The sequence below is a fragment of the Mycetocola sp. TRD_SC_2 genome, assembly GCF_055361225.1.
Map to the genome: position 1 here is coordinate 2,723,450 of NZ_CM143954.1, position 26,686 is coordinate 2,750,135.

A 26,686-nucleotide genomic window follows, 5' to 3' on the forward strand; every position below is an offset into this window, starting at 1 on the left:
AGCGCTCAGCCGCGGTTGGCGAGGAGCCGGTCGAACAGGGCATCCGTGTCGGCATTCACGACCCGGCGCGACTCGTCGGCGTCGTACCACTCGACGATTTCGCGAGCACCGTCGCTGAAGAGCGTGCGCTGGCCGAAGTCAGGGACGAGGGCCTTGAGCTTGCTGTTGTCGAACACACTCGAATTCGTCTTGTCACCGAGCAGGCCGGCTCCCAGGTCGGGAGCTGCCGCGGCGATCACGTCGCTCGTCACGTGCGCGAGATCCGGTTCGACGCCGGCGGCTGCGCCAAGCGCGCGATAGATGGCATCCCAGGTCGGTGCCTCATCGCCCGTGATGTGGAATGACTCTCCGAGCGCTGCAGGATGACCCAGCAGTCCGACGAATCCGACGGCGAAGTCCCGCGTGTGCGTGATCGTCCAGAGGGAACTGCCGTCGCCGTGCACGACGACAGGTGCTCCGCGTCGCATTCGGTCGATGTCGGTCCATCCGCCGAGGGTCGGGAGCGCTGTGCGGTCGTAGGTGTGCGACGGGCGCACGATCGTGATCGGGTAGCCGCCCTCCCGGTACTCGGCGACGAGCATGTCCTCGCATGCAATCTTGTTGCGCGAGTACTCCCAGAACGGGTTGCGGAGCGGGGTCGACTCGGTGATGGGCAGGCGGGACGGCGGCGTCTGGTACGCGGACGCTGAGCTGATGAACACGTACTGTCCGGTGCGGTCACGGAAGGTCTCAAGGTGCAGCTGGTCGGGCGTGAAGCTCAGGAAGTCGGCGACGACATCGAACCGGCGGTCGCCGATGGCGTGTGTCACGGCATCCGTGTCGCGGACGTCTGCCTGCAGCGTCTCGATACCGTCGGGCAGCGGCCGCTTCGTCGACTCACCGCGATTGAGGACTGTGACCTCCCAGCCGCGTTCGGCGGCGAGCGCCACCGAAGCCGAACTGATGATGCCGGTACCACCGAGAAACAGGACACTTTTTGCAGTCATGCGCCCATCCTCTCGCGATCTGCCAGATTTCGCGGGCTTCGCGACAAATTCCCCGAAAACCTTGACAGCGGCGCAGGTTACGCTGCGTTTCCCGGCGATTTCGGCTGTCGACGGGCCCACCGTACCGTCGAAGAATGCCCGCGCTTGAAGCATCCACCCCCACTCTTGCCAACCTCGCCACCGAAACGCGACGGTACCCGGCACCGGGTGCGTTCACCGCGCAGGCCAATGTTTCTGCCGCCGACTGGGCGCAAGCGGACGCCGACCCGGTCACGTTCTGGGAGGACGCCGCCCGGCGTCTCGACTGGGCGGAGCCGTGGCACACGGTGCATTCCTGGGAGCCTGTGACCGAGGGGCCAGACGGCGAACTCACCGTGCCGAGAGCCGAGTGGTTTGCCGGAGGCACGCTTAACGTCGCGGTGAATTGCGTGGACCGCCACGTGGCATCCGGAAACGGCGCCAAGGTCGCGCTGCACTTCGAGGGCGAGCCGGGCGATCGGTGTTCGATCACGTACGCCGACCTGCAGCGTGAGGTGTCGCGTGCCGCCAACGCGCTGACCGAGCTGGGCATCGGCAAGGGCGACCGAGTCGTGATCTACCTGCCGGTGATCCCTGAGACGATCATCGCGACGCTCGCCGTTGCCCGGATCGGCGCCATCCACTCCCTCGTGTTCGGCGGGTTCAGTGCTGATGCGCTCCGATTCCGGGTCGAGGACACCCGCGCGAAACTCCTCATCACGACCGACGGGCAATACCGGCGCGGCGCGGCTGTCGCGGTGAAGGACAATGCGGATGCCGCGGTGGCGGGAGTCGACAGCATCGAGCACGTTCTCGTCGTGCGTCGCACGGGCGATGACATCCCGCCGATCGCGTGGACCGAGGGGCGCGACGTGTGGTGGCACGACACGGTTGGAGTGGCATCCGATGTTCACGAGGCGGAGGCGTTCGACGCTGAGACGCCGCTGTTCATCATTTACACGTCTGGCACCACCGGCAAGCCGAAGGGGCTTGTGCACACCTCGGGCGGTTACCTGACCCAGGCGTCGTGGAGCCACTGGGCGATCTTCGACGCCAAGCCCGATGACGTGCACTGGTGCACCGCCGACCTTGCCTGGGTCACCGCACACACCTATGAGATCTACGGGCCGCTGTCGAACGGCCTGACCCAGGTGATCTACGAGGGCACACCGAATACCCCGCACACCGCGCGGCACTTCGAGATCATCGAGCGCTACGGCGTGACGACGTATTACACGGCACCGACCCTGATCCGCACGCTCATGACGTGGTTCCCCGACGGCGTGCCCGCCGACTATGACCTGACGTCGCTGCGCGTGCTCGGCACGGTTGGCGAAGCCATCAACCCGGAGGCATGGGTGTGGTTCCACACTCACCTCGGCGGCGGCCGGCTTCCGATCATCGACACCTGGTGGCAGTCCGAGACCGGAGCGTCGGTGATGGCGCCGCTTCCCGGTGTGTCGACACTCAAGCCCGGGTCGGCGAACCGGGCGCTGCCGGGTCTCTCGACGCTCATCGTCGACGACGTCGGCAACCCGGTTCCGTATGGTGAGGGCGGTTACCTCGTTGTCGACCGGCCGGGTCCAGGGCTGGCCCGCACCGTGTGGGGCAACCCTGAGCGCTACCGTGACTCCTACTGGGCGCGGTTCTGGCAGCAGGGGTACTTCTTCTCCGGAGACGGCGCGAAGTGGGATGCCGACGGCGACATCTGGGTGCTCGGCCGCGTCGACGACGTGATCAACGTGTCCGGTCACCGCCTGTCGACGATCGAGATCGAGAGCGCGCTCGTGTCGCATCCAGCGGTCGGCGAGGCGGGCGTCGTTGGTGTGACGGATGCCCTCACCGGGCAGGCCATCGCGGCGTACGTCATACCCGCCGCGGGTTCCCACGGTGCCGCGGCGGAGCATGCGGACTACTGGCTGGGACTTGCCGATGAACTTTCGGCGATGCTGCGTGCCCACGTGTCGAGTGAGATCGGGCCGATTGCGAAGCCCCGTGATGTGGTGGTGGTGCCGGACCTGCCGAAGACCCGGTCGGGCAAGATCATGCGGCGGCTGCTCGGAGACATCTCCGACGGGCGAACGCTCGGCGATGTGACCAGCCTGCAGGACGACACGGTTCCCGCACGGATCGAGCAGATCGTGCGGGCGCGCGCTTCATACCGCTGATCGAGTAACGCCCGAGTGAAGCGAGGCCATGTATCGAGATCGACCGCGCCCCGAATTGGGTGTGCTGGTCCGCAGCTTTCGCCCTGACTGCACCGCTAAACTGCAAGGTGAGTTTCCTTCTCCGAAAGTCGAGACCTGACCTCTCCATGACGAACCAACCTGCCGAAGCGGCGTCTGCACGACGTCGCGGCGTTTGGCGCAGGTTCGGGCGGGCCCCCGTCGTCGCAGCGGCAGTGATCGCGGCAGTGATCGCGGTCGGGGCAACTGGCAACGTTGGACAGACGTACGCACTGTGGTCGGATACGTCGACAGCACAGCCGCAGGTCGCGACCGCGGGGACTGTCACGGCCACGGCAGGCGCTAAAACGTCGACTGGCGCTTTTTCTGCGGGAGTGTTGACTCGCACAGACACCGCAAGCTTCACAAACAGCGGCACGGTGGCGGCGAACTACACGACCACCACTAAAGTCGCCACTCCCCTGTCGACCACCCTCGCCGGGCGCCTGACAGTACAGATCTGGCGAACGACAACGGCGGGGAGCTGCGTCCTGCCAGCCAATACACCTTCCTATGCATGGGGGGCAGCGGCACTGGCACTCTCCGGAACCCTCAACGCTCAAGCATCGGTTCACTACTGCGTGCGCACGACGCTCTCAAACCCTGTCGGGATCACGTCGGGGTCAACGGTCCTGGCCTCCCTGGAAACGGCCATGGCCAAAGGGGAATGGTCGAGCCTTGCTGCCACGCCTCTCCCGCAAACGTTCAGCGATGCAGCCCCGTCCGCCCCGACGGCCCTGAGGTTCTCCGGGACAACTGGTTTTTCGACAACGTTGGCATGGACCGCTTCAACCGATGATGTCGCGGTGACCGGATACGACGTGTATCGCGGCTCGACACTTCTCGGTTCGACCACGACGACATCATTCGTCGATACGACGGTGCGACCCTCCACCCAGTACAGCTATTCGGTTCGGGCTCGGGACGGAGCGGGTCAGTCGACGAGCTCTACCTCGATCACGCTCACGACTCCCGCGGTCAGCGCACCCACCGGCTACCACCAGCTCGTCAATACCAAGAGCCAGCTGTGCATGAACGCTGCCGGCACCGCCAACTTCTCCGCTCTGACACAGCAGAGCTGCAGCAGCCCGGCCAGCCTCAACCAGTCGTGGAACTTCACCGGTCCGAACGCCGACGGGTACTACACGGTGGCACCTCGGCTCACTCCGACGATCCTCTGGGACGTCGAGGGTGCTGCCGGGAACGACGCAGCCAGGGTGATCCTCCACCAGCCAAACTCGGGAACAAACCAGCAGTGGAGCGTCGTCGCGGTTGCATCCGGCGTCTACCAGTTTGTCGCTCGCAACAGCGGTAAGTGCCTCTCGGTCGTCGGAGCATCGAACACCATCGGTGCAACCTACGATCAGCAAACCTGCGACTCCTCGAACCCGGCACAGACCTTCAGCCTCCGGGCGGTGCCTGCTGGGGACACCCAGGCGCCGACAGCCCCGACCAGCCTGACTGCTGCAGCGGCAACAAGCACATCTGTGTCGCTCAGCTGGGCCGCTTCGACAGACAACGTCGGCGTCACGGGATACATCGTCTACCGGAACGGCACCGAGGTCGGCACGACGACCGCCTCCGTCCGGACGTTCACGCACTCTCCGGTTGCGGCAAACACGATGTACACGTACACGGTCCGCGCGAGGGACGCGGCCGGTAACATCTCGGCTGCGTCGAACTCGGCAACGGTGACAACTCCGCAATCGTTGCGCTGCTCCGCGCCTGACCCCAACAGCCCGGGTTACTGGCTGAACTACGCCTGGACCAACAACGCCAAGGACAACACCGCAGTCGCCGGTTACAGCCTGAGCGTCAACGGCACGCAAGTCACCGGGCTGAGCGACAGGTGGGCGGAAACCTTCGGGATTGACCCCTCCAGCGCCCACAACGCCGCACCGAACAACACCACGGTTCCTGTCACTGTGAAACAAAGGTTGACCAACGGCCAGGAGACGGTGATCGCGACGGGGACAGTGCGTCTTGCCACGGACCAGTGGGGCAACCGGCTCATTTACTGCGGATAGCCTCGACGCACGCGCGACTCGCCAAAGTGTTTGTTGTGTCAATCCCTCTATGGGACCAACCTGCCCCAATAGGCTGGGCCGATGAGATTTGGAACCTTCATCCCCCAGGGATGGCGACATGACCTTGTTGGAATCGGCACTCGCGACCAGTGGGAGACGATGAGCAGCCTGGCCGCCCACGCGGATGCCGGACCCTGGGAATCGATCTGGGTGTACGACCACTTCCACACCGTCCCGGTGCCGAGCGAAGAAGCAACGCACGAAGCGTGGACGCTGATGTCCGCCTTCGCCGCGACCACCAAGCGGGTACGCCTGGGCCAGATGTGCACGTGCATGAGCTACCGGAACCCGGCCTATCTCGCCAAGGTCGCCGCGACCATCGATGTCATCTCAGACGGACGCGTCGAGATGGGGATCGGCGGTGGCTGGTACGAACACGAGTGGCGCGCTTACGGCTACGGGTTCCCGAGCGCGGGCGACCGTCTTGGCCGTCTCAACGAGGGCGTCCAGATCATGAAGCAGGCGTGGGAGACAGGCACAGCGACCCTCGACGGCAAGCACTATCAGGTCGACGGCGCGATCGTCCGGCCGCTTCCGGTGCAGGAAGGCGGCATCCCGTTCTGGATCGCCGGCGGCGGGGAGAAGGTCACCCTGCGGATCGCGGCGAAGTATGCCCAATACACGAACTTCGACGGCTCCCCCGAGGGTTTCACACACAAGAGCGACGTTCTGCGCGGGCACTGCGAGAAGGTCGGCCGCAACTTTGACGAGATCGTGCGCAGCTCGAACTACAACATCGTCATCGCCGACACCGAAGCAGAGGTCGCGGAACGCCTCGACGCGATCCAGGCCCGGGTGACCCCGTACCTCGGTGAAGAGAAGGCCGCAGACTTCATGGCCGAGTACCGCAGCGGGAAGGCGCTCGGCGTCGGCACGCCCGAACAAATCGTCGAACGACTCTCCGGCATGAAGGAGAAGGGCCTCGCGTACGCGATCACCTACTTCCCCGAAGCCGCGTACGACCGGTCCGGCATCGAACTGTTCGAACGTGAGGTCATCCCGGCCCTGTCCTGACGGATGCCGTCACTCGACGACACAGAGAGCGACACAGAAGGCGTCACGGAATATCCCGTGGCGCCTTCCGCTTTCATTGGATCGGGTCAATGGCGACCGACCGTACATCCGCAACACGAAGGAAGCCACATGACAGTCCCCCTCATCAGCCGCACCGCCGAGACGAGCGCACCGATCCACGAGGTGCTCGCCGAGCGCTGGAGCCCCCGCTCCTTCGACTCGAGCGTCGAGGTTCCCGCTGAGAAGATCACGGCAGCCCTCGAGGCCGCCCGCTGGTCAGCATCCGCCGCGAACACACAGCCCTGGCGCTTCATCGTCGCCCGTCGCGGAACGACGGAGCACGCCACCATCGTCGAGAACCTCATGGGCTTCAACCAGGTCTGGGCGTCGTCAGCGCAGGTCCTCATCGTGAACCTCGCCGAGATCGCTGCCGAAGACGGCACACCGCTCCGCTGGTCGCAGTACGACCTCGGTCAGGCTGTCGCCAGCCTCACCGTTCAGGCACACCACGACGGCCTTCACGTTCACCAGATGGGCGGCATCGAGGTCGACGGCCTGCGGGCGGCGTTCGACATCGACGACAACCTCGAGCCGATCTCCGTGACGGCCCTCGGCGTGCTCGGAACCCCCGAAGCCCTCACGAGTGACGTTCTGCGTGAGCGCGAAGTCGCCCCACGCACTCGCCGCCCGCTCGAGGACCTCGTGCTGGTCAACGCCTGAGTTCACAGAGAAAGCCCGCGGCGCCCATGGAGGGCGGACGCGGGCTTCTTCGTTTTCGATCGGATTCGAGCGGATGCCGTTACACCGGCACCGCAACGGATCCGACGGTGAGCGAGTCGGAGACCGGGTCGAGGTCGACGCGAACCGTGTTGCCGTCGCGAATGCTGCCCTCGAGGATCGCTGTGGCGAGCCGGTCGTCGATCTCGTTCTGCATGAGCCTGCGAAGCGGCCGCGCCCCGTAGATCGGGTCGTACCCGCGTTCGGCGAGCCAGCTGCGGGCATCCGGTGTCACCGCAAGCTCCAGTCGACGCTCCTGCAGGCGACGCTGCAGGCGGTCGATGTAGAGCTCGACGATCTGGCTGAGGTCCTCCTCGGTGAGAGCGGAGAAGACGACGATGTCGTCGAGCCGGTTCACGAACTCCGGCTTGAACGCCTGCCGAACGAGGTTCTGCACCGCCTCTTCCTTCTCGGGCCACGACATCGACGGGTCCACGAGGAAGTGGGAGCCGAGGTTCGAGGTGAGGATGAGGATGGTGTTGCGGAAGTCGACGGTACGGCCCTGCCCATCGGTGAGCCGGCCGTCGTCGAGCACCTGCAGCAGAACGTCGAACACCTCCGGGTGGGCCTTCTCGACCTCGTCGAAGAGCACAACCGAGTACGGCCTGCGCCGCACGGCTTCGGTCAGCTGGCCGCCCTGTTCGTAGCCGACGTAGCCGGGAGGGGCACCGACGAGCCGGGAGACGGAGAACTTTTCGCCATACTCCGACATGTCGATCCGCACCATGGCCTTTTCGTCGTCGAAGAGGAACTCGGCGAGCGCCTTGGCGAGTTCCGTCTTACCGACGCCGGTGGGGCCGAGGAACATGAACGATCCCGTCGGCCGGTTGGGGTCTGAGATTCCCGCCCGCGTACGCCGAACGGCATCCGATACCGCCTTGACGGCCTGCTTCTGCCCCACGAGCCTCTTGCCGAGTTCGGTTTCGAGGTGCAGCAGCTTCTCGGTCTCGCCCTGCAGCAGCCTGCCGACCGGGATACCGGTCCACGCGGCGATCACGGCGGCGATGTCGTCAGCGGTGACCTGGTCGTTGACCATGAGCGGCCCGTCGTTCTCGGCCTGCTCCGCCTCACGCAGTTCGCGCTCCATCACCGGAATCTCGCCGTAGAGCAGTCGCGACGCCTTCTCGAGGTTGCCCTCACGCTGGGCACGATCGGATGCCACACGGGCCGCGTCGAGTCGCTCCTTCAGCTCACCGACTCGGTTGAGGTTCGCGCGCTCTTTCTCCCAGCGCGCCTGCAACTCAGAGAGGGTGGCCTGGCGTTCCTTAAGGTCCTCACGCAGCTTCGCGAGGCGCTCCTTGGACGCGTCGTCCTTCTCCTTCTTGAGAGCGAGCTCCTCGAGCTTGAGCCGGTCGACACTGCGGCGCAGTTCGTCGATCTCCACCGGCGACGAGTCGATCTCCATCCGCAGGCGTGAGGCTGCTTCGTCGATGAGGTCGATCGCCTTGTCCGGCAGCTGGCGGGATGGAATGTAGCGATTCGAGAGGGATGCCGCGGCCACGAGGGCGGAGTCGGCAATTGTCACCTTGTGGTGGGCTTCGTAGCGCTCCTTGAGCCCGCGCAGGATCGCGACGGTGTCTTCGACGCTCGGCTCTCCGACGTACACCTGCTGGAACCGCCGCTCCATGGCGGCATCCTTCTCGATGTATTCGCGGTATTCGTTGAGTGTCGTCGCCCCGATCATCCGGAGTTCACCGCGCGCGAGCATGGGCTTGAGCATGTTCGATGCGGCAACGCTGCCCTCACCGGCGCCCGCACCCATGAGGGTGTGGAGCTCGTCGATGAAGGTGATGATCTGGCCCTGGGCGTCGTTGATCTCCTGCAGTACGGCCTTGAGCCGCTCCTCGAACTCACCGCGGTACTTGGCACCGGCGACGAGCGCTGACAGGTCGAGTGACACGAGTTGCTTGTTCTTGAGCGACTCGGCGACGTCACCGGCAACGATCCGCTGGGCGAGCCCCTCGACGACGGCGGTCTTGCCGACGCCGGGCTCCCCGATGAGAACGGGGTTGTTCTTGGTGCGACGGGTGAGCACCTGACTGACACGACGGATTTCGGCATCCCGACCGATCACCGGGTCGAGCTTGCCCGACCGGGCGACCTCGGTGAGGTTGACGCCGTACAGTTCGAGGGCGCTCTTTTGCTCGCCCTGCGGTTGCTGACCCGGTTGCATGCGGCCTCCTTGAGGAATTCTAAAAGTTGAGTCGTTATGACTCAAGTTTACCGCGTCCGCTTCGCGCATGCCAGCGGCGGGATCTTCTAGGCTGATACAGCCAGCGAACTCCCAGAGAATCGAGCAGACATGCCCTCCGCCGACGTCATCGTGATCGGCCTCGGCTCGATGGGTGGGGCTGCAGCCAATGCCCTCGCCCAGCGCGGTCTCTCGGTGCTGGGCTTCGAACGATTCTGGCCGTCTCACGACCGGGGCTCCGCGCACGGCGGAACCCGGATCATCCGCCAGTCATACTTCGAGGGCGTCGAATACGTCCCCCTCCTGCGGCGCGCCTATGAGGGGTGGCGGCGGCTTGAAGACCAGGCCGATTCGAAACTGGTGACGATCACCGGTGGGATCTACATCGGTGATCCTGAGGAAGAGACCTTCACCGGTGCCCTCTCCTCTGCCCGGCAGTGGAGCCTTCAGCATGAAGTACTGTCGAGCGACGAGATCACCGAGCGGTTCCCGGCGATGCGCCCGGCCGCACACGCCGTCGGCCTGTTCGAGGAGAACGCCGGTTTCGTGGATCCTGAGCGGACGACGGCCGCCAACATTCGCGTGGCGACCGAGCACGGCGCCCGTTTGCATTTCGGCGAGGCCGTCCTGTCGTGGACGGCAACGCGCGGCGGTGGAGTCGAGGTGGTGACCGACATGGAACGTACGGAGCGGACCGGCTCGTGGTCGCACCCGGAGCGTGGTCAGCCCAAGTGTTGGGTGAGATCGGTGCGCCAGTGACACCCGAGCGTCAGGTCATGTACTGGTTCCAGCCCGGGTACTCCCCCGGCCGACCGGTGTTCGAGGACTACGCCGTCGGCAGGCAACCCGTCTTCATCGAGCGCACCGACGGGAACGACCAGGTCTACGGCTTTCCGATCGCCGATGGATCGGGCGGTGGGATCAAGATCGGGTTCTTCCACGACGAGCGCCCCACCGATCCGGATACGGTCGACCGCACGGTGCTGCCTTTCGAAGTCGCACGGATGCAGTCGCGCGCGCTCGAACTGTTTCCCCACCTGACCGGCCAGCTGCTGCAGGCGAAAACCTGTCTGTACCCCAGCGCGCCCGATGACCACTTCATGATCGGACTTCACCCGGAGCACTCGCAGGTGACGGTCGCAACGGGCTTCGGTGGGCATGGCTTCAAATTCGTCCCGGTGGTCGGCGATATCGTCGCCGACCTCGCGACACGCGGGCGGACCGATCTGCCGATCGGCCTGTTCGACCTGGAACGCCCGGGTCTTCAGGGCTGAGCACTCCGGCAACGAGAATGGCCCGCTCCCCTGGGGGCACAGGGAGGCGGACCATTATCGTTCTGCGGAGAACCGCAACCTTTCGATTATCAGCCAGTGACTGGCCCACGGGGCGGAATCATGCCCGTGTCGTCGTTATCGAGATAGGAATCGGCCGGAACCGCCCCCTGCGAATCATCGACACCGGGGTCGGCTGACGACGCCGCATACTCGCTCGCGGACTCCTCGCCGGTCACGTTGCCTGGCTTGGTCTCGTCGAAATCGTCAAGGATGCCGTTGGTTTGGTCGAACGGGTGGGCGGGGTCACCGAGCGCTCCAGCGTTGTCGGCGTCCAGGTCTGCAGATTCGGAACCGGTATTCACTCCGGCTTCCGTGCGATCAGCACGGCTGACTTCACCGTCAGCGTCGTTGATCTTCAGCTGGTCTTCGATGTCTCGTGAATCACTCATACCTCGACGCTACGCGGCAGAAAACCGGCAGCAAGGCCCTTGACAGCCGCGAGCGGGGTTCCGGACGCCTCAGCCGACGAGGGCCGGAATCACTTTGTACTGCGAACCGCGGTGTTCCTCTGGGAGCCGATCACCGCGCCCGTGCAGCTTGTTGCGGAACGTACCCTCGGTGTAATCGGAAGGGTAGGCGTCCCGCGCCTGCAGTTCGGGGATCACGAACTCGACGATGTCCTCGAACGAGCCGGGCGTGATCGCGTAGGCGAGGTTGAAGCCGTCGACATCTGTCTCGTCGACCCACGACTGTAACTGGTCGGCCACCTCGGCGCCTGAGCCGACGATGCGGGTTCCGAGCCCACCGATGCCGGCCCACGCGGCGATGTCACGCACCGTCCATTCGCTTCCGTCTTCGGATGCCGCCTGGAAGTTCGCGACGGCGGACTGGATCGCGTTGCTCTTCACATCGCCGATCGGGGCATCGAGGTCGTACTGCGACAGGTCGACTCCCATCCACCCAGACATGAAGACGAGGGCTCCCTCTGCACTCGCGTATTGCTGGTAGTCCTCGTGCTTCGCCTTCGCCTTCTCCGGGGTCTCATCGGTGATGATCGTCACCAGCTGATAGATCTTCGCGGAGTACCGGTCGCGACCGGCCGCTTCGAGGGCATCCCGGATCTTCGACACGGTCGCCTTGAGCACCGCCTTGGTGGGTGAGCCGACGAAAATCGCCTCGGCGTTCTCGGCGGCGAACTGCACACCGCGACCGGATGCGCCCGCCTGGAAGATCACCGGTGTGCGCTGCGGCGACGGCTCTGACAGGTGAATGCCTGGCACCGTGTAGTTCTTCCCGTAGTGGCCGATTTCGTGCACCTTGGCCGGGTCGGTGAAGACACCTGTTTCGCGGTCGCGGACGACGGCGTCGTCCTCCCACGAGCCCTCCCACAGCTTGTAGAGCACCTCGAGGTACTCGTCAGCGATGTTGTAGCGCTCGTCGTGCTCGATCTGGTCGTCATGCCCCATGTTCCTGGCAGCGCTCGGCAGGTAACCGGTGACGACGTTCCAGCCCACCCGGCCCTTGGTGAGGTGATCGAGCGTCGAGAGGCGCCGCGCGAACGGGTACGGGTGCTCGTAGGCCGTGCCGGCGGTGATGCCGAAGCCGAGATTTTCGGTCACGGCGGCCATCGCCGAGACGAGCAGGAGCGGGTCACTCACCGGGACCTGGGCTCCGTTGCGGAGGGCGGCTTCGTTGCTGCCGCCGTAGACGTCGTAGGTACCGAGCACGTCGGCGATGAAGAGACCGTCGAACTTGCCGCGTTCAAGCAGCTTGGCGAGTTCCGTCCAGTAGCTGAGGTCGGTGTACCTGTGCGACTGGTCGTCCGGGTGGCGCCACAGCCCAGGGGACTGGTGGGCGACGCAGTTCATGTCGAAGGCGTTGAAACGGATGTGACGAGGCATGGTTCCATGGTGCGCGCCCAGCCGGGCCGGGTCGAGCGGAGCCGCAACACGGCGTCACACAGGCGCGGCAAGCACCCGTTCGTAGACCGCGATCATCCGCTCGGTCTGGAAGCTCTGCCGGAATTCCTGGCTTGCCTGCGGCTCAACCACGAGCCGGGATCCGGATTCCACGTCAGCGGCCACCACTCGGATCACTTCGGCGAGCGCTTCGATCGAACCGTCCTCAGGCTGCCAGTAGATCCCGTCGGGCAGCTCGCCCGCGATGTTCGGATCGCTCACGATCGACGGGGTACCGAGCGCCGCCGCCTCGAAGACCGTCATGCCCTGGGTTTCGAAACCGATCGAGGTCTGCACGAGCGCATCTGCCGACGCAATGGCGGCGAGTGCTTCGGCATACGGCACCTTGCCCGCGAACACGACATTGCCCTGAAGCCCGTTCTCACGGACGAAGGCCTGGGCCTTGGCCAGCAGCAGTCCAGCGCCGTAGAGCCGGAACTCGGCATCGACACCGGACTCAACGATCGCCTCGAGGTATTCGAGAATGCGTTTCTCGGAACTCATCCGGCCCATCCAGACGAACAGGGGCCTGCCCGCCGAGCGTGGTGGAGCCTCCTGGAGCACCTGCTCGACCACGGCGTCATCCGCCCCGGTGAGAATCACCTCGACGTCGGACGCAGCGCCTCTGCGTTCCAGAAGCGCGGCGAAGTGTCCGCTCGGAGCGATCGAGGCATTCGCACGCAGCGCCAGTTCGTTGAGGTACGCCCACGCGCTGGGCGGCATGCTGGAGCGCGCCGGTTTGAGCACCCGGTGTTCCCACCACAACAGGGCTCTGATCGCCACTTTCGGGAACGGAACGACCTGTTCGATTCCGAACTCCATGTGGTTGTGGAAGGTGTGCACAGCACGGATGCCGTGCCTCGCGGCGAATCGGTATCCGAGCATCGCGCTCCAGAAATCAGCCTGCACATGTACGACGTCGACGGGCGGCCGACCGGCCAGCGCCCGGTCGATCCGACGGTCGATCCTGCGGCTCACGAGCGTCATCGAGTACTCGCGGTCGAGCGTGATGGGAATCGACGGCGTGTCGATGTAGTCGGGGCTGCCGGGGTGCTCGCGATGCATCCTGGGCGCACAGACCGTCACCGTGTGGCCGGCCTGCTCGAGGAACCGCTTCTGCAATCTGATCGAGACCTGCACTCCGCCGAGAGAATCCGCGTGCTGGTCGCTGAACATCAGTATGTGCATGGTGCCTCAAGCGTATCTGGCCATCACCCCCCGATACCTTCGACCTCTTCGAGCGCTTCGAGCAGGGAACCTTGCGCAAAGCCGAACCAGTCGTAGAGGCTCTCGACGTACCCCGCGTCGGGGTTCTCCATTTCGCCGTCCTCGGTGACGGTGGCGATGCCGAGGCTCGTGGCGAGCACAAGCCTCAGGTCGGTGAGCGTCCCGAGCCAGTACATCGCGTACTCACGATCGAGCTCAACGAGATGCATGTCTCCGTCAGCCGTGTGCTTCTTTCGCGCGAAGTCGAACGACGTCAGAACGCCCCTCGCGTTCTCCACCTTGCGGTCGATGAGCCCGTCGAGGGTGTAGCGACGGAATTCGTCCGCCGCCTCGGGATCGTCGGAATAGGCATCCGGAAAGAGCCGCGCGAGCACCGTCGGGTCGACGTCGGCCTCCCCCTCCTTGACCCGCTCGAGCAGGCCGATGATCTGCTGCACGAGGTCGGTGAACAGCGCGACTTCCTGCGCCTCGAATTCAGCGAGAAGATCGCCCCCGGATGTCGCGTCGAACGCTCTCATTCCGGCACCTTCGCCAGGGTTGCGAGAAGCCCGTACCCATGGAGGGCGACGACGTGCCGCTCCATCTCTTCGCGGCTTCCGGTTGCGACGACGGCCTTGCCGGAGTTGTGAACCTGCAGCATGAGCTCTTCGGCGCGGGTCCGTGAGAAGCCGAAGTAGCTGCGGAACACCCACGACACGTACGTCATGAGGTTCACCGGGTCGTCCCAGACGATGGCGTTCCAGGGCGTGCCGAGCGTGAGGGACTCGGAGAGGTCCAGGCGGTGGTCAAGTTGCGGCACTCTTCCAGCTTCGCACGCTCGCCCGCCAATGCAATGCCCCGATAGTCTCGGAAGGTCGGCGATCAACGCCGCGGTATGCGTCACAGTGGAGGCTCGGATGTTGAAGTTGGGTGTGAAGGCGTCGGCGGAGCAGTTCGGGCCACGCGATCTCGTAGAGCTCGGTGTCTCGGCCGAGGAGCACGGATTCGACAGTGTCACGGTGAGCGACCACTTCCAGCCGTGGCGCCACAACGGCGGCCATGCCCCGTTCTCCCTCGCCTGGATGACCGCCGTCGGTGAACGGACCGAGCGCATCCAGATCGGAACCTCCGTGATGACGCCGACGTTTCGGTACAACCCGGCGGTCGTCGCCCAGGCTTTCGCCACCATGGGTTGCCTCTACCCGGACCGTGTGTTCCTCGGTGTCGGTACCGGAGAAGCACTCAACGAGATCGCGACCGGCTACAAAGGAGAGTGGCCGGAATTCAAGGAGCGGTTCGCCCGCCTCCGCGAATCCGTCGACCTCATGCGCCAGTTGTGGGTCGGCGACCGGGTCGACTTCGACGGCGAGTACTACTCCACCAAGGGAGCATCGATCTACGACGTGCCCGATGGCGGCATCCCCGTCTACGTCGCCGCGGGCGGACCGGTCGTCGCCCGCTACGCCGGTCGCGCTGGTGACGGTTTCATCTGCACGTCGGGAAAGGGCATGGAGCTCTATACCGAGAAGCTTCTCCCCGCTGTCGCGGAGGGCGCCGGAAAGGCTGGCCGTGACGTCGCCGCCATCGACAAGATGATCGAGATCAAGATCTCGTACGACACCGACCCCGACGTCGCCCTGGAGAACACCCGCTTCTGGGCACCCTTGTCACTGACTCCGGAGCAGAAGCATTCCATCGACGACCCGATCGAGATGGAAGCGGCCGCTGACGCGCTTCCGATCGAACAGGTTGCGAAGCGCTGGATCGTCACGAGCGACCCCGATGAAGCCGTCTCATTGATCAAGCCGTACATCGACGCGGGTCTCAATCACCTCGTCTTCCATGGACCCGGTCACGACCAGAAGCGATTCCTCGATCTCTTCTCTCGAGACATCGCACCCAGGCTGCGCGACCTGGCCTGATTTCCATCCCGCACGGGAACATCCCCGGGCCCCGATGACTTGGAGACCCTATGACAACTCTTGGACTTATCGGAGCCGGCAACATCGGCTCCCAGCTCGCACGCGCCGCCGTCGCTCACGGCTATGACGTCGTCGTCTCGAACTCTCGCGGCCCTGAGTCGCTCACCGAACTCGTTCTCGAGCTCGGTGAGAAAGCGACGGCGGGGACAACAGCGGATGCCGCACGTGCGGACCTCGTTGCCGTTGCGATCCCGCTCAAAGCGGTCGACAGCATCCCGGCCGATCTGCTCGACGGCAAGATCGTTCTGGACACGAGCAACTACTACCCGCAGCGCGACGGCAACATCGACGCACTCGACGCCGAGGAGACGACCGTCTCCGAGCTGGTCCAGGCACACTTCTCCGGCGCGCGACTGGTGAAGGCGTTCAACCACATCCAGTCCGATGCCATCACCGACGAAGCTCAGTCAGCGGGAACCGCCGAGCGTCGCGCCCTCATCGTCGCGAGCGACGACGACGAAGCGAAGGCCGTCGTCGCGGAGTTCATCGATACGGTCGGTTTCGACGTGCTCGACATCGGTCCGCTGAGTGAGACCTGGCGCATCCAGGTCGGCACGCCGGCGTACGGCCCGCGTCGCGACCGCGAAGAACTCGAGATCGACATCGCCCAGGCCCAGCGGCCCTCCGGCTCCTGACGATCAGCGCCTCGTCGACACGGTCACCGTGAACTTGCTGTTGCGGCCCAGCTGACGAGTCGGTCCGACGAGTCGCTCGAGGACCGATCGGTAGCCCAGGTGTGAATTCCACACCGTCCACAGCTCGCCGCCCGGCTTCAACACGCGTGCCGCGTCGGCGAACAGCTTTTCGGCGATGCCCGCGTACACCGTGGCGCCCACGTGGAACGGCGGGTTCAGCAGGATGAGTTCTGCTGAGCCTTCCGCCCACCCCGAAAGCCCGTCGTCCCGCACCACGATGATCCGGTTCGCGACCCCGTTGGCCTGCGCGGTCTCGCGAGCGGATGCCACGGCGGCCGCAGACTGGTCGGTAGCGGTCACATGCAGGTCGGGCCGGGCGCGGGCGAGCGCCGTCGCGATCACTCCGGTTCCGCAACCGAGGTCGATGGCGTGCTCGGCTGCCGGGAGCTGGTCGAGGAAGCCGAGCAGGAACCGTGTGCCGATATCGACCTTCGTTCCGGCGAACGCGGCACCATGGGCGCACACCACGAGGTCGAGGTCCGGGTGAAGTTCGCGGGCGGGCCAGGTCGGGTCCCCGGTCGGTGGCGATGGTTCGCGTGCGACGAGCACACGCGATTTCTGCTGCGCGAGCTGCGCCGTCACCGACTCGAAATGTCTGCCGAGCACATCGTTCATGGCGCGGGTCATGTGCTTGACCCGCCCACCCGCGTACACCGTGACATCCGCCGCCGCATGCCGGGCGATCAGTTCGGTGATCTCGGCGAGAGCATCCAGTGATCGCGGCAACTGCAGAAGCACAACGCGTGCACCGGCGACAACGGATGCCTCGAGCGGCGTGGTCGAGAAGCTGTCGCTGAGCGAGAGCATCTCGGCGTTGTTGGCGAGGGCCCGTTCGCCGGACAACTCGTCCTGGTGAGTGCGGATGCCGGTGGCCCCTGCATGCGCCGCTCCGAGCGTCAGCGCCCCGTACCGGTCCCCGATGACGGTGATTTCGCCCGGGACCGCCGCTGCGATGTCCGAACCGGCGGTCTCGAGGAGCAGCCGATCGGTGGCGTCGGCGGCAAACAGGTTGGGGCTTTCGACATCGGGCCAGCGTCGGAGCCGGTCGAATGCGAAGTCAGTCACCTGTTCAGGGTAACGGTGCTGCGCTGACGGTTCAGGTGGTCGCCGTCGGAGCAGTCGTCGGTTCTGTGGTGACGGGCCGTTCACGGAACGCGTGCGCCATCCACCACCAGCTCAGCAGGCCGATGGCGGCGTTGAACAGAAGGCCCAGGAGGAGGAACAGCACACCGAGGCCGATCAGCGGCGTGAAGTCGAAGCTTTCCAGCCCCGGGATGCCGTCGGGTGCGCCGAAGTCCTCGTCGGTGTCGAAGCCGGACGGGAACATGCCGAAGAGTCCCGAGAACGGCGCACTCAGTGCGCTGACCAGCCAGCTCGCGGCGACAGCAATACCGAGACCGCTCCACGTGACAGCGACCGGACGGTTCACCCGGCGGCTGCGAAGGATCCAGACGCTGGAAAGGTAACCGAGGATCCAGAGGATCACGCCGAGGATGAACGAGCCGATCAGCCATGGAAGGGCCATCGACCACGCGTCCGCAATGAACTGGTCGGTCACGTCCTGACCGACGTCACCGTTCATCGAGAAGTCGTCGGGGTTGTTCCTCGCGATATAGGAGAACAGCGTGCCGAAGAACGCACCGAATGCCGCAATGATGAGTGGAATGACGGCGAGTGTGAAGCCGATGCTCATGAGGGTGAACGACACAGCCCCGGCGAGCATGGCGCCGCCCCTCTGCCGTGAACCCAGCGGCGGCCGGGGCGGTACGGGGGGACCGCCGGGAACGCTCGCGAGGTACGGCGGCTGAGCCTGCGGATACGCGGTCTGCGCCGGGTATCCGGGCTGGGGCGGATAGCCCTGGCGCTGCCCCTGCTGCGGATAACCAGGCTGCTGATATCCCTGCTGCCATCCCGGCTGCTGCGGGTAGCCCTGCTGCTGTGAGTAACCCTGCTGCTGCGGATAGCCGGGCTGCTGGATCGGGCCCGGTGCCGGCGCCGCAGGGGAGTGCGGGGGCGGCGGCGGAGAACCTGGGGGCGGCGCGAGAGGTGAACCCGGCGGCGGACCGGCGGGCTGGCCACCGGCCTGCGCCGGTGTGGATTCTGCCCCGCTGTTGGGCGTCGACGGTGCGGCGTCGTCGCGGTCTTTCGATTCGTGTTCGCTCATGCGGTCAGCTTAACGAGAGGCACGAACGGGCGTAACCCACCCTGGGTACCGTTCGGGATGGCACGGGAGTACCGGTCGAGCGGGTCAGCGCTGGAACGGCCGCCAGACGACGACCTCGGTGCGCCGCTGGGCGCGGGTACCGCTCTTGAGCGGGATCACGTCGCCCTGCGCACCTGCAGCAAAGACGCGACGGCCGGGCGACTTGACGAATTCCTCGGCCAGGGCGTGTTCGAGATCGCGAACCCGACCACGCAGCGCGACGACCTCGTTCTCGAGCGCCAGAATGCGAGCGATGCCCTCGAGGCTCACGCCTTCGGCGCTGAGCCGGGCGACCTCGCGCAACTGGACGACATCCCTCATCGAATACCGACGGGACTTGCCTGCGGTCCGGGTGGGAGAGACGAGGCCGAGCCGGTCGTACTGCCGCAGGGTCTGCGGGTGCATTCCGGCCAGCTCGGCCGCCATCGCGATCGCGAAGATCGGCGAATTCTCGTCCATGATTGCTATCCCCTTGCCCGGAGGATCAGGTCGTCACGCGGGTTTTCGTGCGGTTCGAGTTCGTGGAACTTCTCGAGTGCCGCTCGAGCTTCTGCACTGAGGTGCGACGGCACAGCGACCTGGACGACGGCGAGCAAATCGCCCGTGCCCTTCGATGTCGCGACGCCGCGTCCCTTCACCCGGAGCACGCGCCCGGATGGAGTACCCGGCGCGACACGCAGCCGCACCGGTTCGCCACCGAGGGTCGGTACTTCGATGGTCGCACCGAGCGTCGCCTCGACGAACGTCACAGGAACGTTGACCCGGAGGTTCAACCCGTCACGCTCGAATACCGGGTGCTTGCGCACCGAGACGGTCAGCACGAGATCGCCGGCGGGGCCGCCGTCTGGGGACGGATAACCCTTGCCACGCAGTTTGATCTTCTGACCGTCAGAAATGCCCGCCGGGATGTTGACCTTGATCGTTCGCCCCTCAGCGGTCTGCAGGGTGATCTGATCGCCCTTGGTCGCCGTGAGGAAATCGATCGTGGTGGATGCCGTGACGTCGCGGCCCGGGGTCGGCCCACCGAAGCCACGGTACCCGCCGCTCGGCTGGCCGAAGCCACCCCGGCCGAAGACTCCGCCGAGGATGTCCTCGAAGTCGGCCTGCTGGTAACTGGAACTCGTCCCGCGTGCGCCGCCTCCGAACATCCCGCCGAAGACGTCGTCGAAGCCGCCGTTCGCTCCTCCGCCACCAGGGGCGGTGAACCGAGCGCCGGAGCCCATTGCCCGGACAGCATCGTACTCCTTGCGCTGCTCGGGGTCGCTGAGCACCGAGTAAGCCTCGCTCAGCTCCTTGAACTTCGCTTCGGCCTGCACGTCGCCGGCGTTGGAGTCCGGGTGATACTTGCGGGCAAGCTTGCGGTAGGTCTTCTTCAGGTCAGCGGCAGTGACATCCTTCGTCACGCCGAGAACCTTGTAGAAGTCCTTGTCGAACCAGTCCTGACTTGCCATCGCGCCTACTCAGCGGGAACGGCGACGACAACCTTCGCCGCACGCAGGAGTGTCGAACCGATGGTGTAACCGGTCTCGACAACGTCGAGGATGGTTTCGGTTTCGACGCCAGGCGTCGGCTGCTGGAAGATCGCCTCGTGGAGGTTGTGATCGAAGGGTTCGCCCTTCACCCCGAACGGAGCGAGACCGAGCTTCTGAATGCTTGTGCGGAGCTTCGCGGCGATCGCTGAGAACGGGGTGTCGTCCTCGAGGTCGCCATGCTTCTCAGCGCGATCCAGGTCATCGAGCACCGGCAGGAGCACCTTCACGACGTCGCCGGTCAAGCGCTCACGCTCGACCTCGCGGTTCGCCTCGGTGCGCTTACGGTAGTTCGCGTACTCAGCGCTGACGCGCTTGAGGTCAACGAGGTGCTCGTGCTCGGGTTCGGCGTCTGCAACGCGCTCGGCGTCCACGTCGCCGTCGAGGCCGTCGGCCTGCGCTGCGTCGAGGATGTCCTGAACGGTCAGTTCGTCGTCGGTTGTTTCGGGCAGTTCGGAGTCCACCTGCGACTCAGGGTCGGAAGCAATCGCTTCCGACCCCTCGTTCACTGGCTGAACCTCGTCACCGTCTTCTGGAGTCGGGTTCGTGTCAGTCATTGTTACTTCTTGTCGCCTTCCTCGTCGTCCACAACTTCTGCGTCAACGACATCCTCATCGGATGCCGCGTCAGCCGGCTGCTCGGCACCGTCGGCGGGTGCCGACTCGGCTTGCTGGGCCTGCGAGTAGATCGCTTCGCCGAGCTTGACCTGGCTCTCGTTGAGCTTGTCGTACGCGGTCTTGACCGCGGCCTCGTCGTCGCCGGCAAGAGCCGACTTGAGTGCGTCGACATCGCCCTGGACTTCGCTCTTGACGTCGTCGGGGAGCTTGTCGTCGTTCTCCTTGATGAGCTTGTCGATCGAGTAGGCGAGCTGCTCGGCCGTGTTGCGGGTCTCGGCTGCCTCGCGGCGGGCCTTGTCCTCAGCAGCGTGCTCTTCAGCTTCGCGAACCATCCGCTCGATGTCTTCCTTCGCCAGCGAGGATCCGCCGGCGATCGTCATCGACTGCTCCTTGCCGGTGCCCTTGTCCTTCGCGGACACGTGCACGATGCCGTTGGCGTCGATGTCGAAGGTGACCTCGACCTGCGGGATGCCACGGGGCGCGGGGGCGATGCCGGTCAGCTCGAAGGTTCCGAGGTTCTTGTTGTCGCGGGTGAACTCGCGCTCGCCCTGGAAGACCTGGATCGCGACGGACGGCTGGTTGTCGTCCGCCGTGGTGAAGGTCTCGCTGCGCTTGGTCGGGATGGCCGTGTTGCGCTCGATGAGCTTGGTCATGATGCCGCCCTTGGTCTCGATACCGAGAGACAGCGGGGTGACGTCGATGAGCAGAACGTCCTTGCGCTCGCCCTTCAGCACGCCGGCCTGGAGAGCGGCGCCGACGGCGACGACCTCGTCAGGGTTGACACCCTTGTTCGGGTCCTTGCCACCGGTCTCCTGCTTGACCAGGTCATAGATGGCGGGCATACGGGTCGATCCACCGACGAGCACGACGTGTGCGATGTCGTTGACCGAAACGCCGGCCTCGCGGATGACGTCCTGGAACGGCTTCTTGGTGCGGTCGACGAGGTCGCTCGTCATCTGCTCGAACTGTGCGCGGGTGAGCGTCTCGTCGAGGTTCGCGGGGCCGTTCTCCGTGAGGGAGAGGTACGGCAGCTGGATCGAGGAGGACATGCCGGAGGACAGTTCCTTCTTGGCCTGCTCAGCGGCTTCCTTGAGGCGCTGCTTGGCGATTTTGTCGTTCGAGACGTCGACGCCCGTGGTCTCCTTGAAGCGCTTGATGAGGTGCTCGACGACGCGCTGGTCCCAGTCGTCTCCACCGAGGCGGTTGTCGCCGGAGGTCGCGCGGACCTGAATGGTCGAGAAGTCGTCGTCCTTGCCCACTTCGAGCAGCGAGACGTCGAAGGTTCCTCCACCGAGGTCGAAGACGAGGATGAGCTCGTCTTCCTTGCCCTTGTCGAGGCCGTAAGCGAGAGCTGCAGCGGTCGGCTCGTTGATGATGCGGAGAACGTTGAGTCCGGCGATCTCGCCGGCTTCCTTCGTGGCCTGGCGCTCAGCGTCGTTGAAGTACGCGGGAACCGTGATGACGGCATCCGTCACCGTGTCGCCGAGGTACTGCTCTGCGTCGCGCTTGAGCTTGGCGAGGATCCGTGCCGAAATCTCCTGGGGGGTGTACTTCTTCTCGTCGACGGCGAAGGACCAGTCGGTGCCCATGTGGCGCTTGACCGATGCGATGGTGCGGTCGACGTTGGTGACGGCCTGGCGCTTCGCGGTCTCACCGACGAGCACCTCGCCGTCCTTCGTGTATGCGACCACCGATGGGGTGGTGCGGAGTCCCTCTGCGTTTGCGATGACGACTGGTTCACCACCTTCGAGAACGGCCACACAGGAGTTGGTGGTTCCGAGGTCAATTCCTACTGCACGTGCCATGTGTTATTTCTCCTTTAGGACCGGTCAGGGTCTGTTTCGATGTTGGCCGGGATGCGGCCCGCTAGAAAAGTTCGTGACGCTCACTCATAGTTGAGCGGCGATGACTCAAGTTTACCGGCAGTCATTCTCGTGTCAACTTCTCACGGCAAATCTTGAGCCTTCTCGACTCAAGTTCCGCTGCCCTTTTGAACATGAAAGGAGGGCGAGCGGACTTTCGCCCACTCGCCCTCTTTTTCGTGACGGATGCCGTCAGTCAGCCCGGCGAACGGCGGCCGCGATCCCTGCCACCACGAGAACGACGCCCCCGGCGACGAGTGCCGCGATTACCCACGTGGTCGGGTCGAGAACGAACGGGACGATCGCGTTCGTCACCATGAAGGCGGCAAACACCAACAGGATCACGCCCCAGAAGATGGTGCCGAAGCGTGGCCGGAGCCGGTCGCTGTCGACGTTTGACTGGAGGGTGGTGTCGGTGTCGGTCGACTGGGTGCCGAACAGGACCTCCGTGGCATCCGCGTCACCGGTCGATGGTGGGAACGGTCGCGTGTCGCTGTTGTTGTTGTTGTTGTTGTCGCTCATCGTGAGCTCCTTCGGGCGTCGCTGATGTCGACGCTGCCGGCGCCGAGCCAGATTCGGACGGTTGTCGTGTCACTGTCGGTCGTGTTCCCGAAACGGACGACCTCACGGTAGAGCGGAGCGCCACGTTCCCGGAGGTCGCCGTCGTCATCGGTGTAGCTGATCCCTGCAACACCACCGGAGACCTCGAGGATCACGGGCGCGTCGTCGGGGAGTTCGAGGGTGACGGTACCTGCGCCGAGCCAGAACTCCACGAGCCCTCCGGTTTCGGCGCCGCGGTCATCGAGTGCGGTGAGGTCGAGGGTGGGCGACCCGGCGCCCATCGAGAATCCGGTAGATGATCCGGGAGCCGCGTCTGTCACTTCCCAGATCTTGTCTCCGACGGCTGCGATCGACGTGCCCCGCGGGAAGACTCCCACAAAGAGAAGTACGAGGATGGCGACGACGGCAAAGAAACCCAGCGCACCGCTCTCTTTTCCACGGATGCCGGAAAGGATCGTCGCGAGGGCGATCACTGCCAGCGCGCCTCCGACGCCGATGAGGAGAGCCGTGTCAGAGAACTCGGTGTAGCCGAGTCCGATCGTCAGGAACACTCCAGCGAGGAGTGAGAGGCCGAGCGCGATGGAGACGAACGCCGCTCCGGGCTGGCGTCGACGGTATCGTTCCTCGTGCTCGCGGCGGAGACGGGCCCGCTCGGCGTCACGAATCCGGCGCTGTGCTTCTTTCTCAGCCGAATTCCGTGACGGATCCCAGACGGCACCGATCACGGTTGGCGCTGCTCCCGCTCCGGTGTGTGCCGCCTCGGGGCTCTCGTACCAGACTCCGGAGGGCGCAGCGCTGGGGCTGTTCGCCGGGAAGGCGGTGCCTGTTCCCGTGCCCGCGCTTGGCGCAGAGCCGGGTGTGGCGGGATCGGAGGAGTCGGGCCCGGCATCCGTGCCTGAAGGGGTGCTCGGTGCTGCCGCATTCATCCAGAAGTCGTCGTGTGAGCGGGGCGCCTGCGCGGGTGCCGCGGGAGCGCCCTCGGTCACGCGCTTCGCGATGACGACGGTGAGCCAGATCAGGCCGGCGAGAAGGGCGAGGATCCAGCCCGTGCGGAAGGTGGATTCGAGCCACTCCGGCATGTTCCAGAAGCCCGGGGTGCCCTGCCACCACAACCCGCGCATGAACGGGAGGAAGGTGAGGACGATGAGCACGACGATGGCGACCGCCGCCGGATCGAAGATGCCCTTGAGCGCACGCTCGGCGTGGATACGACCGGAACTGTCGGGAAGCAGCGCCCACGCGACGGCGTAGAGGAAGAGGACGGGCCCTCCGAGAAGGGCGACGACGAGGATGATGCCGCGGATGATGAGCGGGTCGAGGCGCGTGTGTGCGGCGATGCCACCGGCGACACCGGCGAGCCAGCGGTCGTCCGTGCGGGCAATGCCGGTGCCGCGGATCCAGTCGAAGAAGTTGGTGGGCGGCGGCGCGGCCGGACCGGCCGAAGCTGGTGCGCCAGAGGGGAAAGGTGCGTCGTTCATGGTTTCGAGTCTGGCCCGGACCCGCTGGCTGAACCATGGGGTATCCCCCTGACCGGACCCTGAGATCAGCGCCGAGGTCCCCGACCCGGCCTCCGGGGTGCTTGGATTGCACCATGGACACCCCTCGCATGATCCGGCCGCGCGTGCGGCTCGTCGGCGGCGTGTGTGCCGGGTTCGCTGAGCACACCGGACTGCCACTGCCTGTCGTGCGCACGGTGACGGTGCTGTTGACCGTCTGCGGCGGAGCCGGCGCCCTTCTGTATGCGTGGTTGTGGGCGACGACCCCCATCGCGGAGAGCTCCACCGATCCACTCAAAAGTGTGCTCACCCGCCCGACGGATGCCACCGCAGCGGATCCCGGCCGGGTCCGGTCCGCTCCCGTGACCGAGATCCTTCTCGGTGTCGCCCTTCTCGCGGCCGCCGGGGCCCTCGTCGCATCGAGGCTGGGAGCCAACGTTCCGCTGGCGTTCGTCATCCCCGCGATCGTGGTTCTCTCCGGCGCTGGACTCGCCTGGCGCCAGTTCGATGATCTGCGACAGCAACGCTCCTCCTCATCATCCGCCCTGCTCGTGCGGGCGCTGGGCGCGCTCGTGCTCGTTGCCCTCGGCATCCTGTTGTTCTTCGTCACGGGCGAGGAACCGAACGTCTGGACGGTGTTCACCGCCGCGATCGCCGTGCTGTTCGGGGTCGCCATCGTCGTTGCGCCGTGGCTCGTGCGACTGACTCGCGACCTCGCCGATGAGCGGGCGGCGCGGGTGCGTGAGGCCGACCGTGCTGAAATCGCGGCGCACCTGCACGATTCGGTGCTGCAAACTCTCGCTCTCATCCAGCAGAAGGCCGACCCGTCGAGCGAGGCATCGCGCTTGGCTCGTGCGCAGGAACGAGAACTGAGGGACTGGTTGTTCGCGGGCTCCCCCGCTTCGAGCGTCGACCTCGCCGCGGAGCTGCGCCGGATCGCCGCGGTGATCGAGCAGGAGTACGCCGCCCAGATTGAGGTCGTATCTGCCGGTCAGAGCCCTCCCTCCGTTCCCGATGCGCTGCTTGGCGCGGCCCGCGAAGCGATGCTCAATGCGGCACGGCACGCGGGTGGCACGGTGTCGGTGTTCCTTGAGTCATCGCCCACCGCCGTCGAACTCACCGTGACCGATCGCGGCCCTGGTCTCGTGCTCGATGACATCCCCGCCGACCGAATGGGTGTTCGCGAGTCGATCCTCGGTCGGATGCACCGGATCGGCGGAACCGCCGAGCTGGTCGCGGGGCCCGGCGGAACCGGCACCGAAGTCCGCCTCTCTCTTCCCCTGAACGCTGGAGTGCACCATGTCGAGTCCTGAGAACCGTGAGCTCACCGTTGTCATCGTCGACGACCATTCCATCTTCCGATCGGGACTTCGCGCCGACCTGGCCGACGGCATCCGCGTTCTCGGCGAAGCGGCGACCGTCGATGAAGCCGTGAACCTCGTTGTCGAGACCAGGCCGAGCGTGGTGTTGCTCGACGTTCATCTTCCCGGTGGCGCTGGCGGAGGCGGGGCTGAGGTCATCCGCCGGGCTGCGCCGCAGGCACCGGACACGAAGTTCCTGGCGTTGAGTGTCTCCGATGCGGCCGACGATGTTGTGACCGTCATCCGGAGCGGCGCCCGGGGGTACATCACCAAGAGCGCGTCCGGTGCAGACGTGTCGGATGCCGCGCGTCGCGTCGCCGACGGAGATGCCGTCTTCTCACCCCGGCTGGCCGGGTTCGTCCTCGACGCGTTCGGTGCCGTCTCGGGCGAGACCGCCGAGGCATCCGACGAACTGGATCGGCTTTCCGCCCGTGAGCAGGAGGTGATGCGGCTGATCGCGCGCGGCTACGCCTACAAGGAGGTCGCCACCTCCCTCTTCATCTCGGTGAAGACCGTTGAGACGCACGTCTCGAGCGTTCTCCGCAAACTTCAGCTGTCGTCGAGGCACGAACTCACGGCGTGGGCACTGGAGCGAAAACTGCTCTGAGACGCTCGTGGCGCGTGTTCACCCCTGCGAAACCAGG

Annotated in this window: 23 protein-coding genes and 1 pseudogene; 9 read left to right on the forward strand and 15 right to left on the reverse strand. The window is 65.5% G+C overall.

Annotated features, from left to right (window positions below; all coding sequences use genetic code 11):
- Nucleotides 1-5 precede the first annotated feature (5 nt).
- Complete coding sequence (locus ACWA1Q_RS13030; protein ID WP_463757921.1) at nucleotides 6-986, reverse strand: NAD-dependent epimerase/dehydratase family protein; 981 nt, start codon at nucleotides 984-986, stop codon at nucleotides 6-8.
- A 134-nt stretch (nucleotides 987-1,120) separates the two neighbouring features.
- On the opposite strand from ACWA1Q_RS13030, the gene acs reads away from it, so the two are divergent.
- From acs to ACWA1Q_RS13050, 4 genes are all read left to right on the forward strand, one after another.
- Entirely contained in the window at nucleotides 1,121-3,172 is a 2,052-nt protein-coding gene (gene acs, locus ACWA1Q_RS13035) for an acetate--CoA ligase (protein WP_463757923.1), read from the forward strand.
- A 710-nt stretch (nucleotides 3,173-3,882) separates the two neighbouring features.
- Nucleotides 3,883-5,256: an RICIN domain-containing protein gene (locus ACWA1Q_RS13040; protein ID WP_463757924.1), complete on the forward strand. Its 1,374-nt coding sequence runs from the start codon at nucleotides 3,883-3,885 to the stop codon at nucleotides 5,254-5,256.
- An 81-nt stretch (nucleotides 5,257-5,337) separates the two neighbouring features.
- Nucleotides 5,338-6,330 carry an LLM class F420-dependent oxidoreductase gene (locus tag ACWA1Q_RS13045; protein ID WP_463757926.1) on the forward strand — a complete coding sequence of 331 codons (993 nt, stop codon included), beginning with the start codon at nucleotides 5,338-5,340 and terminating at the stop codon, nucleotides 6,328-6,330.
- A gap of 129 nt (nucleotides 6,331-6,459) precedes the next feature.
- Entirely contained in the window at nucleotides 6,460-7,050 is a 591-nt protein-coding gene (locus ACWA1Q_RS13050; RefSeq protein ID WP_463757927.1) for a nitroreductase family protein, read from the forward strand.
- 79 nt (nucleotides 7,051-7,129) lie between these two features.
- Here the strand turns inward: ACWA1Q_RS13050 and ACWA1Q_RS13055 are convergent, their stop codons facing one another.
- Nucleotides 7,130-9,280 carry an ATP-dependent Clp protease ATP-binding subunit gene (locus tag ACWA1Q_RS13055; protein WP_463757929.1) on the reverse strand — a complete coding sequence of 717 codons (2,151 nt, stop codon included), beginning with the start codon at nucleotides 9,278-9,280 and terminating at the stop codon, nucleotides 7,130-7,132.
- 168 nt (nucleotides 9,281-9,448) lie between these two features.
- On the opposite strand from ACWA1Q_RS13055, the pseudogene solA reads away from it, so the two are divergent.
- Nucleotides 9,449-10,572 (forward strand): annotated as a pseudogene (gene solA / locus ACWA1Q_RS13060) (N-methyl-L-tryptophan oxidase).
- 89 nt (nucleotides 10,573-10,661) lie between these two features.
- On the opposite strand, the gene ACWA1Q_RS13065 reads toward solA, so the two are convergent.
- The 5 genes from ACWA1Q_RS13065 to clpS form a co-directional block, all read right to left on the reverse strand.
- Complete coding sequence (locus tag ACWA1Q_RS13065) at nucleotides 10,662-11,021, reverse strand: hypothetical protein (protein ID WP_463757930.1); 360 nt, start codon at nucleotides 11,019-11,021, stop codon at nucleotides 10,662-10,664.
- Nucleotides 11,022-11,090: 69 nt separating this feature from the next.
- Nucleotides 11,091-12,473, reverse strand: a complete 1,383-nt coding sequence (locus tag ACWA1Q_RS13070) for an LLM class flavin-dependent oxidoreductase (RefSeq protein ID WP_463757932.1) — start codon at nucleotides 12,471-12,473, stop codon at nucleotides 11,091-11,093.
- A 54-nt stretch (nucleotides 12,474-12,527) separates the two neighbouring features.
- Nucleotides 12,528-13,718 (reverse strand): glycosyltransferase, encoded by a 1,191-nt coding sequence (locus ACWA1Q_RS13075; RefSeq protein ID WP_463757934.1) that lies wholly within the window; start codon nucleotides 13,716-13,718, stop codon nucleotides 12,528-12,530.
- A gap of 23 nt (nucleotides 13,719-13,741) precedes the next feature.
- The gene (locus ACWA1Q_RS13080) at nucleotides 13,742-14,275 is read right to left on the reverse strand and encodes a DUF2017 family protein (protein WP_463757937.1); all 534 of its coding nucleotides are present in this window, start codon (nucleotides 14,273-14,275) and stop codon (nucleotides 13,742-13,744) included.
- Complete coding sequence (clpS, locus tag ACWA1Q_RS13085; RefSeq protein WP_463757938.1) at nucleotides 14,272-14,556, reverse strand: ATP-dependent Clp protease adapter ClpS; 285 nt, start codon at nucleotides 14,554-14,556, stop codon at nucleotides 14,272-14,274. Before clpS ends, ACWA1Q_RS13080 begins: the two co-directional genes overlap by 4 nt.
- Nucleotides 14,557-14,653: 97 nt before the next feature.
- Here clpS and fgd point away from each other — a divergent pair, with 97 nt between their 5' ends.
- Nucleotides 14,654-15,658 carry a glucose-6-phosphate dehydrogenase (coenzyme-F420) gene (gene fgd / locus ACWA1Q_RS13090; RefSeq protein ID WP_463757939.1) on the forward strand — a complete coding sequence of 335 codons (1,005 nt, stop codon included), beginning with the start codon at nucleotides 14,654-14,656 and terminating at the stop codon, nucleotides 15,656-15,658.
- Between the two features lie 50 nt (nucleotides 15,659-15,708).
- Nucleotides 15,709-16,353: an NADPH-dependent F420 reductase gene (locus tag ACWA1Q_RS13095; RefSeq protein ID WP_463757941.1), complete on the forward strand. Its 645-nt coding sequence runs from the start codon at nucleotides 15,709-15,711 to the stop codon at nucleotides 16,351-16,353.
- 3 nt (nucleotides 16,354-16,356) lie between these two features.
- Here the strand turns inward: ACWA1Q_RS13095 and ACWA1Q_RS13100 are convergent, their stop codons facing one another.
- The 8 genes from ACWA1Q_RS13100 to ACWA1Q_RS13135 form a co-directional block, all read right to left on the reverse strand.
- Complete coding sequence (locus ACWA1Q_RS13100) at nucleotides 16,357-17,478, reverse strand: class I SAM-dependent methyltransferase (RefSeq protein ID WP_463757942.1); 1,122 nt, start codon at nucleotides 17,476-17,478, stop codon at nucleotides 16,357-16,359.
- 31 nt (nucleotides 17,479-17,509) lie between these two features.
- Nucleotides 17,510-18,577 carry a DUF2062 domain-containing protein gene (locus tag ACWA1Q_RS13105; protein WP_463757944.1) on the reverse strand — a complete coding sequence of 356 codons (1,068 nt, stop codon included), beginning with the start codon at nucleotides 18,575-18,577 and terminating at the stop codon, nucleotides 17,510-17,512.
- A gap of 84 nt (nucleotides 18,578-18,661) precedes the next feature.
- Complete coding sequence (locus ACWA1Q_RS13110; protein ID WP_463757946.1) at nucleotides 18,662-19,075, reverse strand: heat shock protein transcriptional repressor HspR; 414 nt, start codon at nucleotides 19,073-19,075, stop codon at nucleotides 18,662-18,664.
- A 5-nt stretch (nucleotides 19,076-19,080) separates the two neighbouring features.
- Nucleotides 19,081-20,067, reverse strand: a complete 987-nt coding sequence (locus ACWA1Q_RS13115) for a DnaJ C-terminal domain-containing protein (RefSeq protein ID WP_463757948.1) — start codon at nucleotides 20,065-20,067, stop codon at nucleotides 19,081-19,083.
- 5 nt (nucleotides 20,068-20,072) lie between these two features.
- Nucleotides 20,073-20,702, reverse strand: coding sequence for a nucleotide exchange factor GrpE (locus tag ACWA1Q_RS13120; protein WP_463757950.1), 630 nt, complete (start codon nucleotides 20,700-20,702; stop codon nucleotides 20,073-20,075).
- Between the two features lie 2 nt (nucleotides 20,703-20,704).
- Complete coding sequence (gene dnaK, locus ACWA1Q_RS13125) at nucleotides 20,705-22,567, reverse strand: molecular chaperone DnaK (RefSeq protein ID WP_463757951.1); 1,863 nt, start codon at nucleotides 22,565-22,567, stop codon at nucleotides 20,705-20,707.
- Between the two features lie 249 nt (nucleotides 22,568-22,816).
- Nucleotides 22,817-23,146, reverse strand: coding sequence for a hypothetical protein (locus ACWA1Q_RS13130; RefSeq protein WP_463757953.1), 330 nt, complete (start codon nucleotides 23,144-23,146; stop codon nucleotides 22,817-22,819).
- The gene (locus ACWA1Q_RS13135; protein WP_463757955.1) at nucleotides 23,143-24,663 is read right to left on the reverse strand and encodes a PspC domain-containing protein; all 1,521 of its coding nucleotides are present in this window, start codon (nucleotides 24,661-24,663) and stop codon (nucleotides 23,143-23,145) included. Before ACWA1Q_RS13135 ends, ACWA1Q_RS13130 begins: the two co-directional genes overlap by 4 nt.
- Nucleotides 24,664-24,776: 113 nt before the next feature.
- Between ACWA1Q_RS13135 and ACWA1Q_RS13140 the strand changes: the two genes are divergently transcribed.
- Nucleotides 24,777-25,994: an ATP-binding protein gene (locus ACWA1Q_RS13140; protein ID WP_463757957.1), complete on the forward strand. Its 1,218-nt coding sequence runs from the start codon at nucleotides 24,777-24,779 to the stop codon at nucleotides 25,992-25,994.
- On the forward strand, nucleotides 25,981-26,649 hold the full coding sequence (locus tag ACWA1Q_RS13145) for a LuxR C-terminal-related transcriptional regulator (RefSeq protein WP_463757958.1): 669 nt from the start codon (nucleotides 25,981-25,983) through the stop codon (nucleotides 26,647-26,649). Before ACWA1Q_RS13140 ends, ACWA1Q_RS13145 begins: the two co-directional genes overlap by 14 nt.
- Nucleotides 26,650-26,686 lie beyond the last annotated feature (37 nt).

Bases quoted from the DNA above. Each gene is read 5' to 3' on its own strand.
- ACWA1Q_RS13030 (WP_463757921.1), bottom strand. From the start codon at position 986: ATGACTGCAAAAAGTGTCCTGTTTCTCGGTGGTACCGGCATCATCAGT.
- acs (WP_463757923.1), top strand. From the start codon at position 1,121: ATGCCCGCGCTTGAAGCATCCACCCCCACTCTTGCCAACCTCGCCACC.
- ACWA1Q_RS13040 (WP_463757924.1), top strand. From the start codon at position 3,883: ATGGCCAAAGGGGAATGGTCGAGCCTTGCTGCCACGCCTCTCCCGCAA.
- ACWA1Q_RS13045 (WP_463757926.1), top strand. From the start codon at position 5,338: ATGAGATTTGGAACCTTCATCCCCCAGGGATGGCGACATGACCTTGTT.
- ACWA1Q_RS13050 (WP_463757927.1), top strand. From the start codon at position 6,460: ATGACAGTCCCCCTCATCAGCCGCACCGCCGAGACGAGCGCACCGATC.
- ACWA1Q_RS13055 (WP_463757929.1), bottom strand. From the start codon at position 9,280: ATGCAACCGGGTCAGCAACCGCAGGGCGAGCAAAAGAGCGCCCTCGAA.
- ACWA1Q_RS13065 (WP_463757930.1), bottom strand. From the start codon at position 11,021: ATGAGTGATTCACGAGACATCGAAGACCAGCTGAAGATCAACGACGCT.
- ACWA1Q_RS13070 (WP_463757932.1), bottom strand. From the start codon at position 12,473: ATGCCTCGTCACATCCGTTTCAACGCCTTCGACATGAACTGCGTCGCC.
- ACWA1Q_RS13075 (WP_463757934.1), bottom strand. From the start codon at position 13,718: ATGCACATACTGATGTTCAGCGACCAGCACGCGGATTCTCTCGGCGGA.
- ACWA1Q_RS13080 (WP_463757937.1), bottom strand. From the start codon at position 14,275: ATGAGAGCGTTCGACGCGACATCCGGGGGCGATCTTCTCGCTGAATTC.
- fgd (WP_463757939.1), top strand. From the start codon at position 14,654: ATGTTGAAGTTGGGTGTGAAGGCGTCGGCGGAGCAGTTCGGGCCACGC.
- ACWA1Q_RS13095 (WP_463757941.1), top strand. From the start codon at position 15,709: ATGACAACTCTTGGACTTATCGGAGCCGGCAACATCGGCTCCCAGCTC.
- ACWA1Q_RS13105 (WP_463757944.1), bottom strand. From the start codon at position 18,577: ATGAGCGAACACGAATCGAAAGACCGCGACGACGCCGCACCGTCGACG.
- ACWA1Q_RS13110 (WP_463757946.1), bottom strand. From the start codon at position 19,075: ATGGACGAGAATTCGCCGATCTTCGCGATCGCGATGGCGGCCGAGCTG.
- ACWA1Q_RS13115 (WP_463757948.1), bottom strand. From the start codon at position 20,067: ATGGCAAGTCAGGACTGGTTCGACAAGGACTTCTACAAGGTTCTCGGC.
- ACWA1Q_RS13120 (WP_463757950.1), bottom strand. From the start codon at position 20,702: ATGACTGACACGAACCCGACTCCAGAAGACGGTGACGAGGTTCAGCCA.
- dnaK (WP_463757951.1), bottom strand. From the start codon at position 22,567: ATGGCACGTGCAGTAGGAATTGACCTCGGAACCACCAACTCCTGTGTG.
- ACWA1Q_RS13130 (WP_463757953.1), bottom strand. From the start codon at position 23,146: ATGAGCGACAACAACAACAACAACAACAGCGACACGCGACCGTTCCCA.
- ACWA1Q_RS13135 (WP_463757955.1), bottom strand. From the start codon at position 24,663: ATGAACGACGCACCTTTCCCCTCTGGCGCACCAGCTTCGGCCGGTCCG.
- ACWA1Q_RS13140 (WP_463757957.1), top strand. From the start codon at position 24,777: ATGGACACCCCTCGCATGATCCGGCCGCGCGTGCGGCTCGTCGGCGGC.
- ACWA1Q_RS13145 (WP_463757958.1), top strand. From the start codon at position 25,981: ATGTCGAGTCCTGAGAACCGTGAGCTCACCGTTGTCATCGTCGACGAC.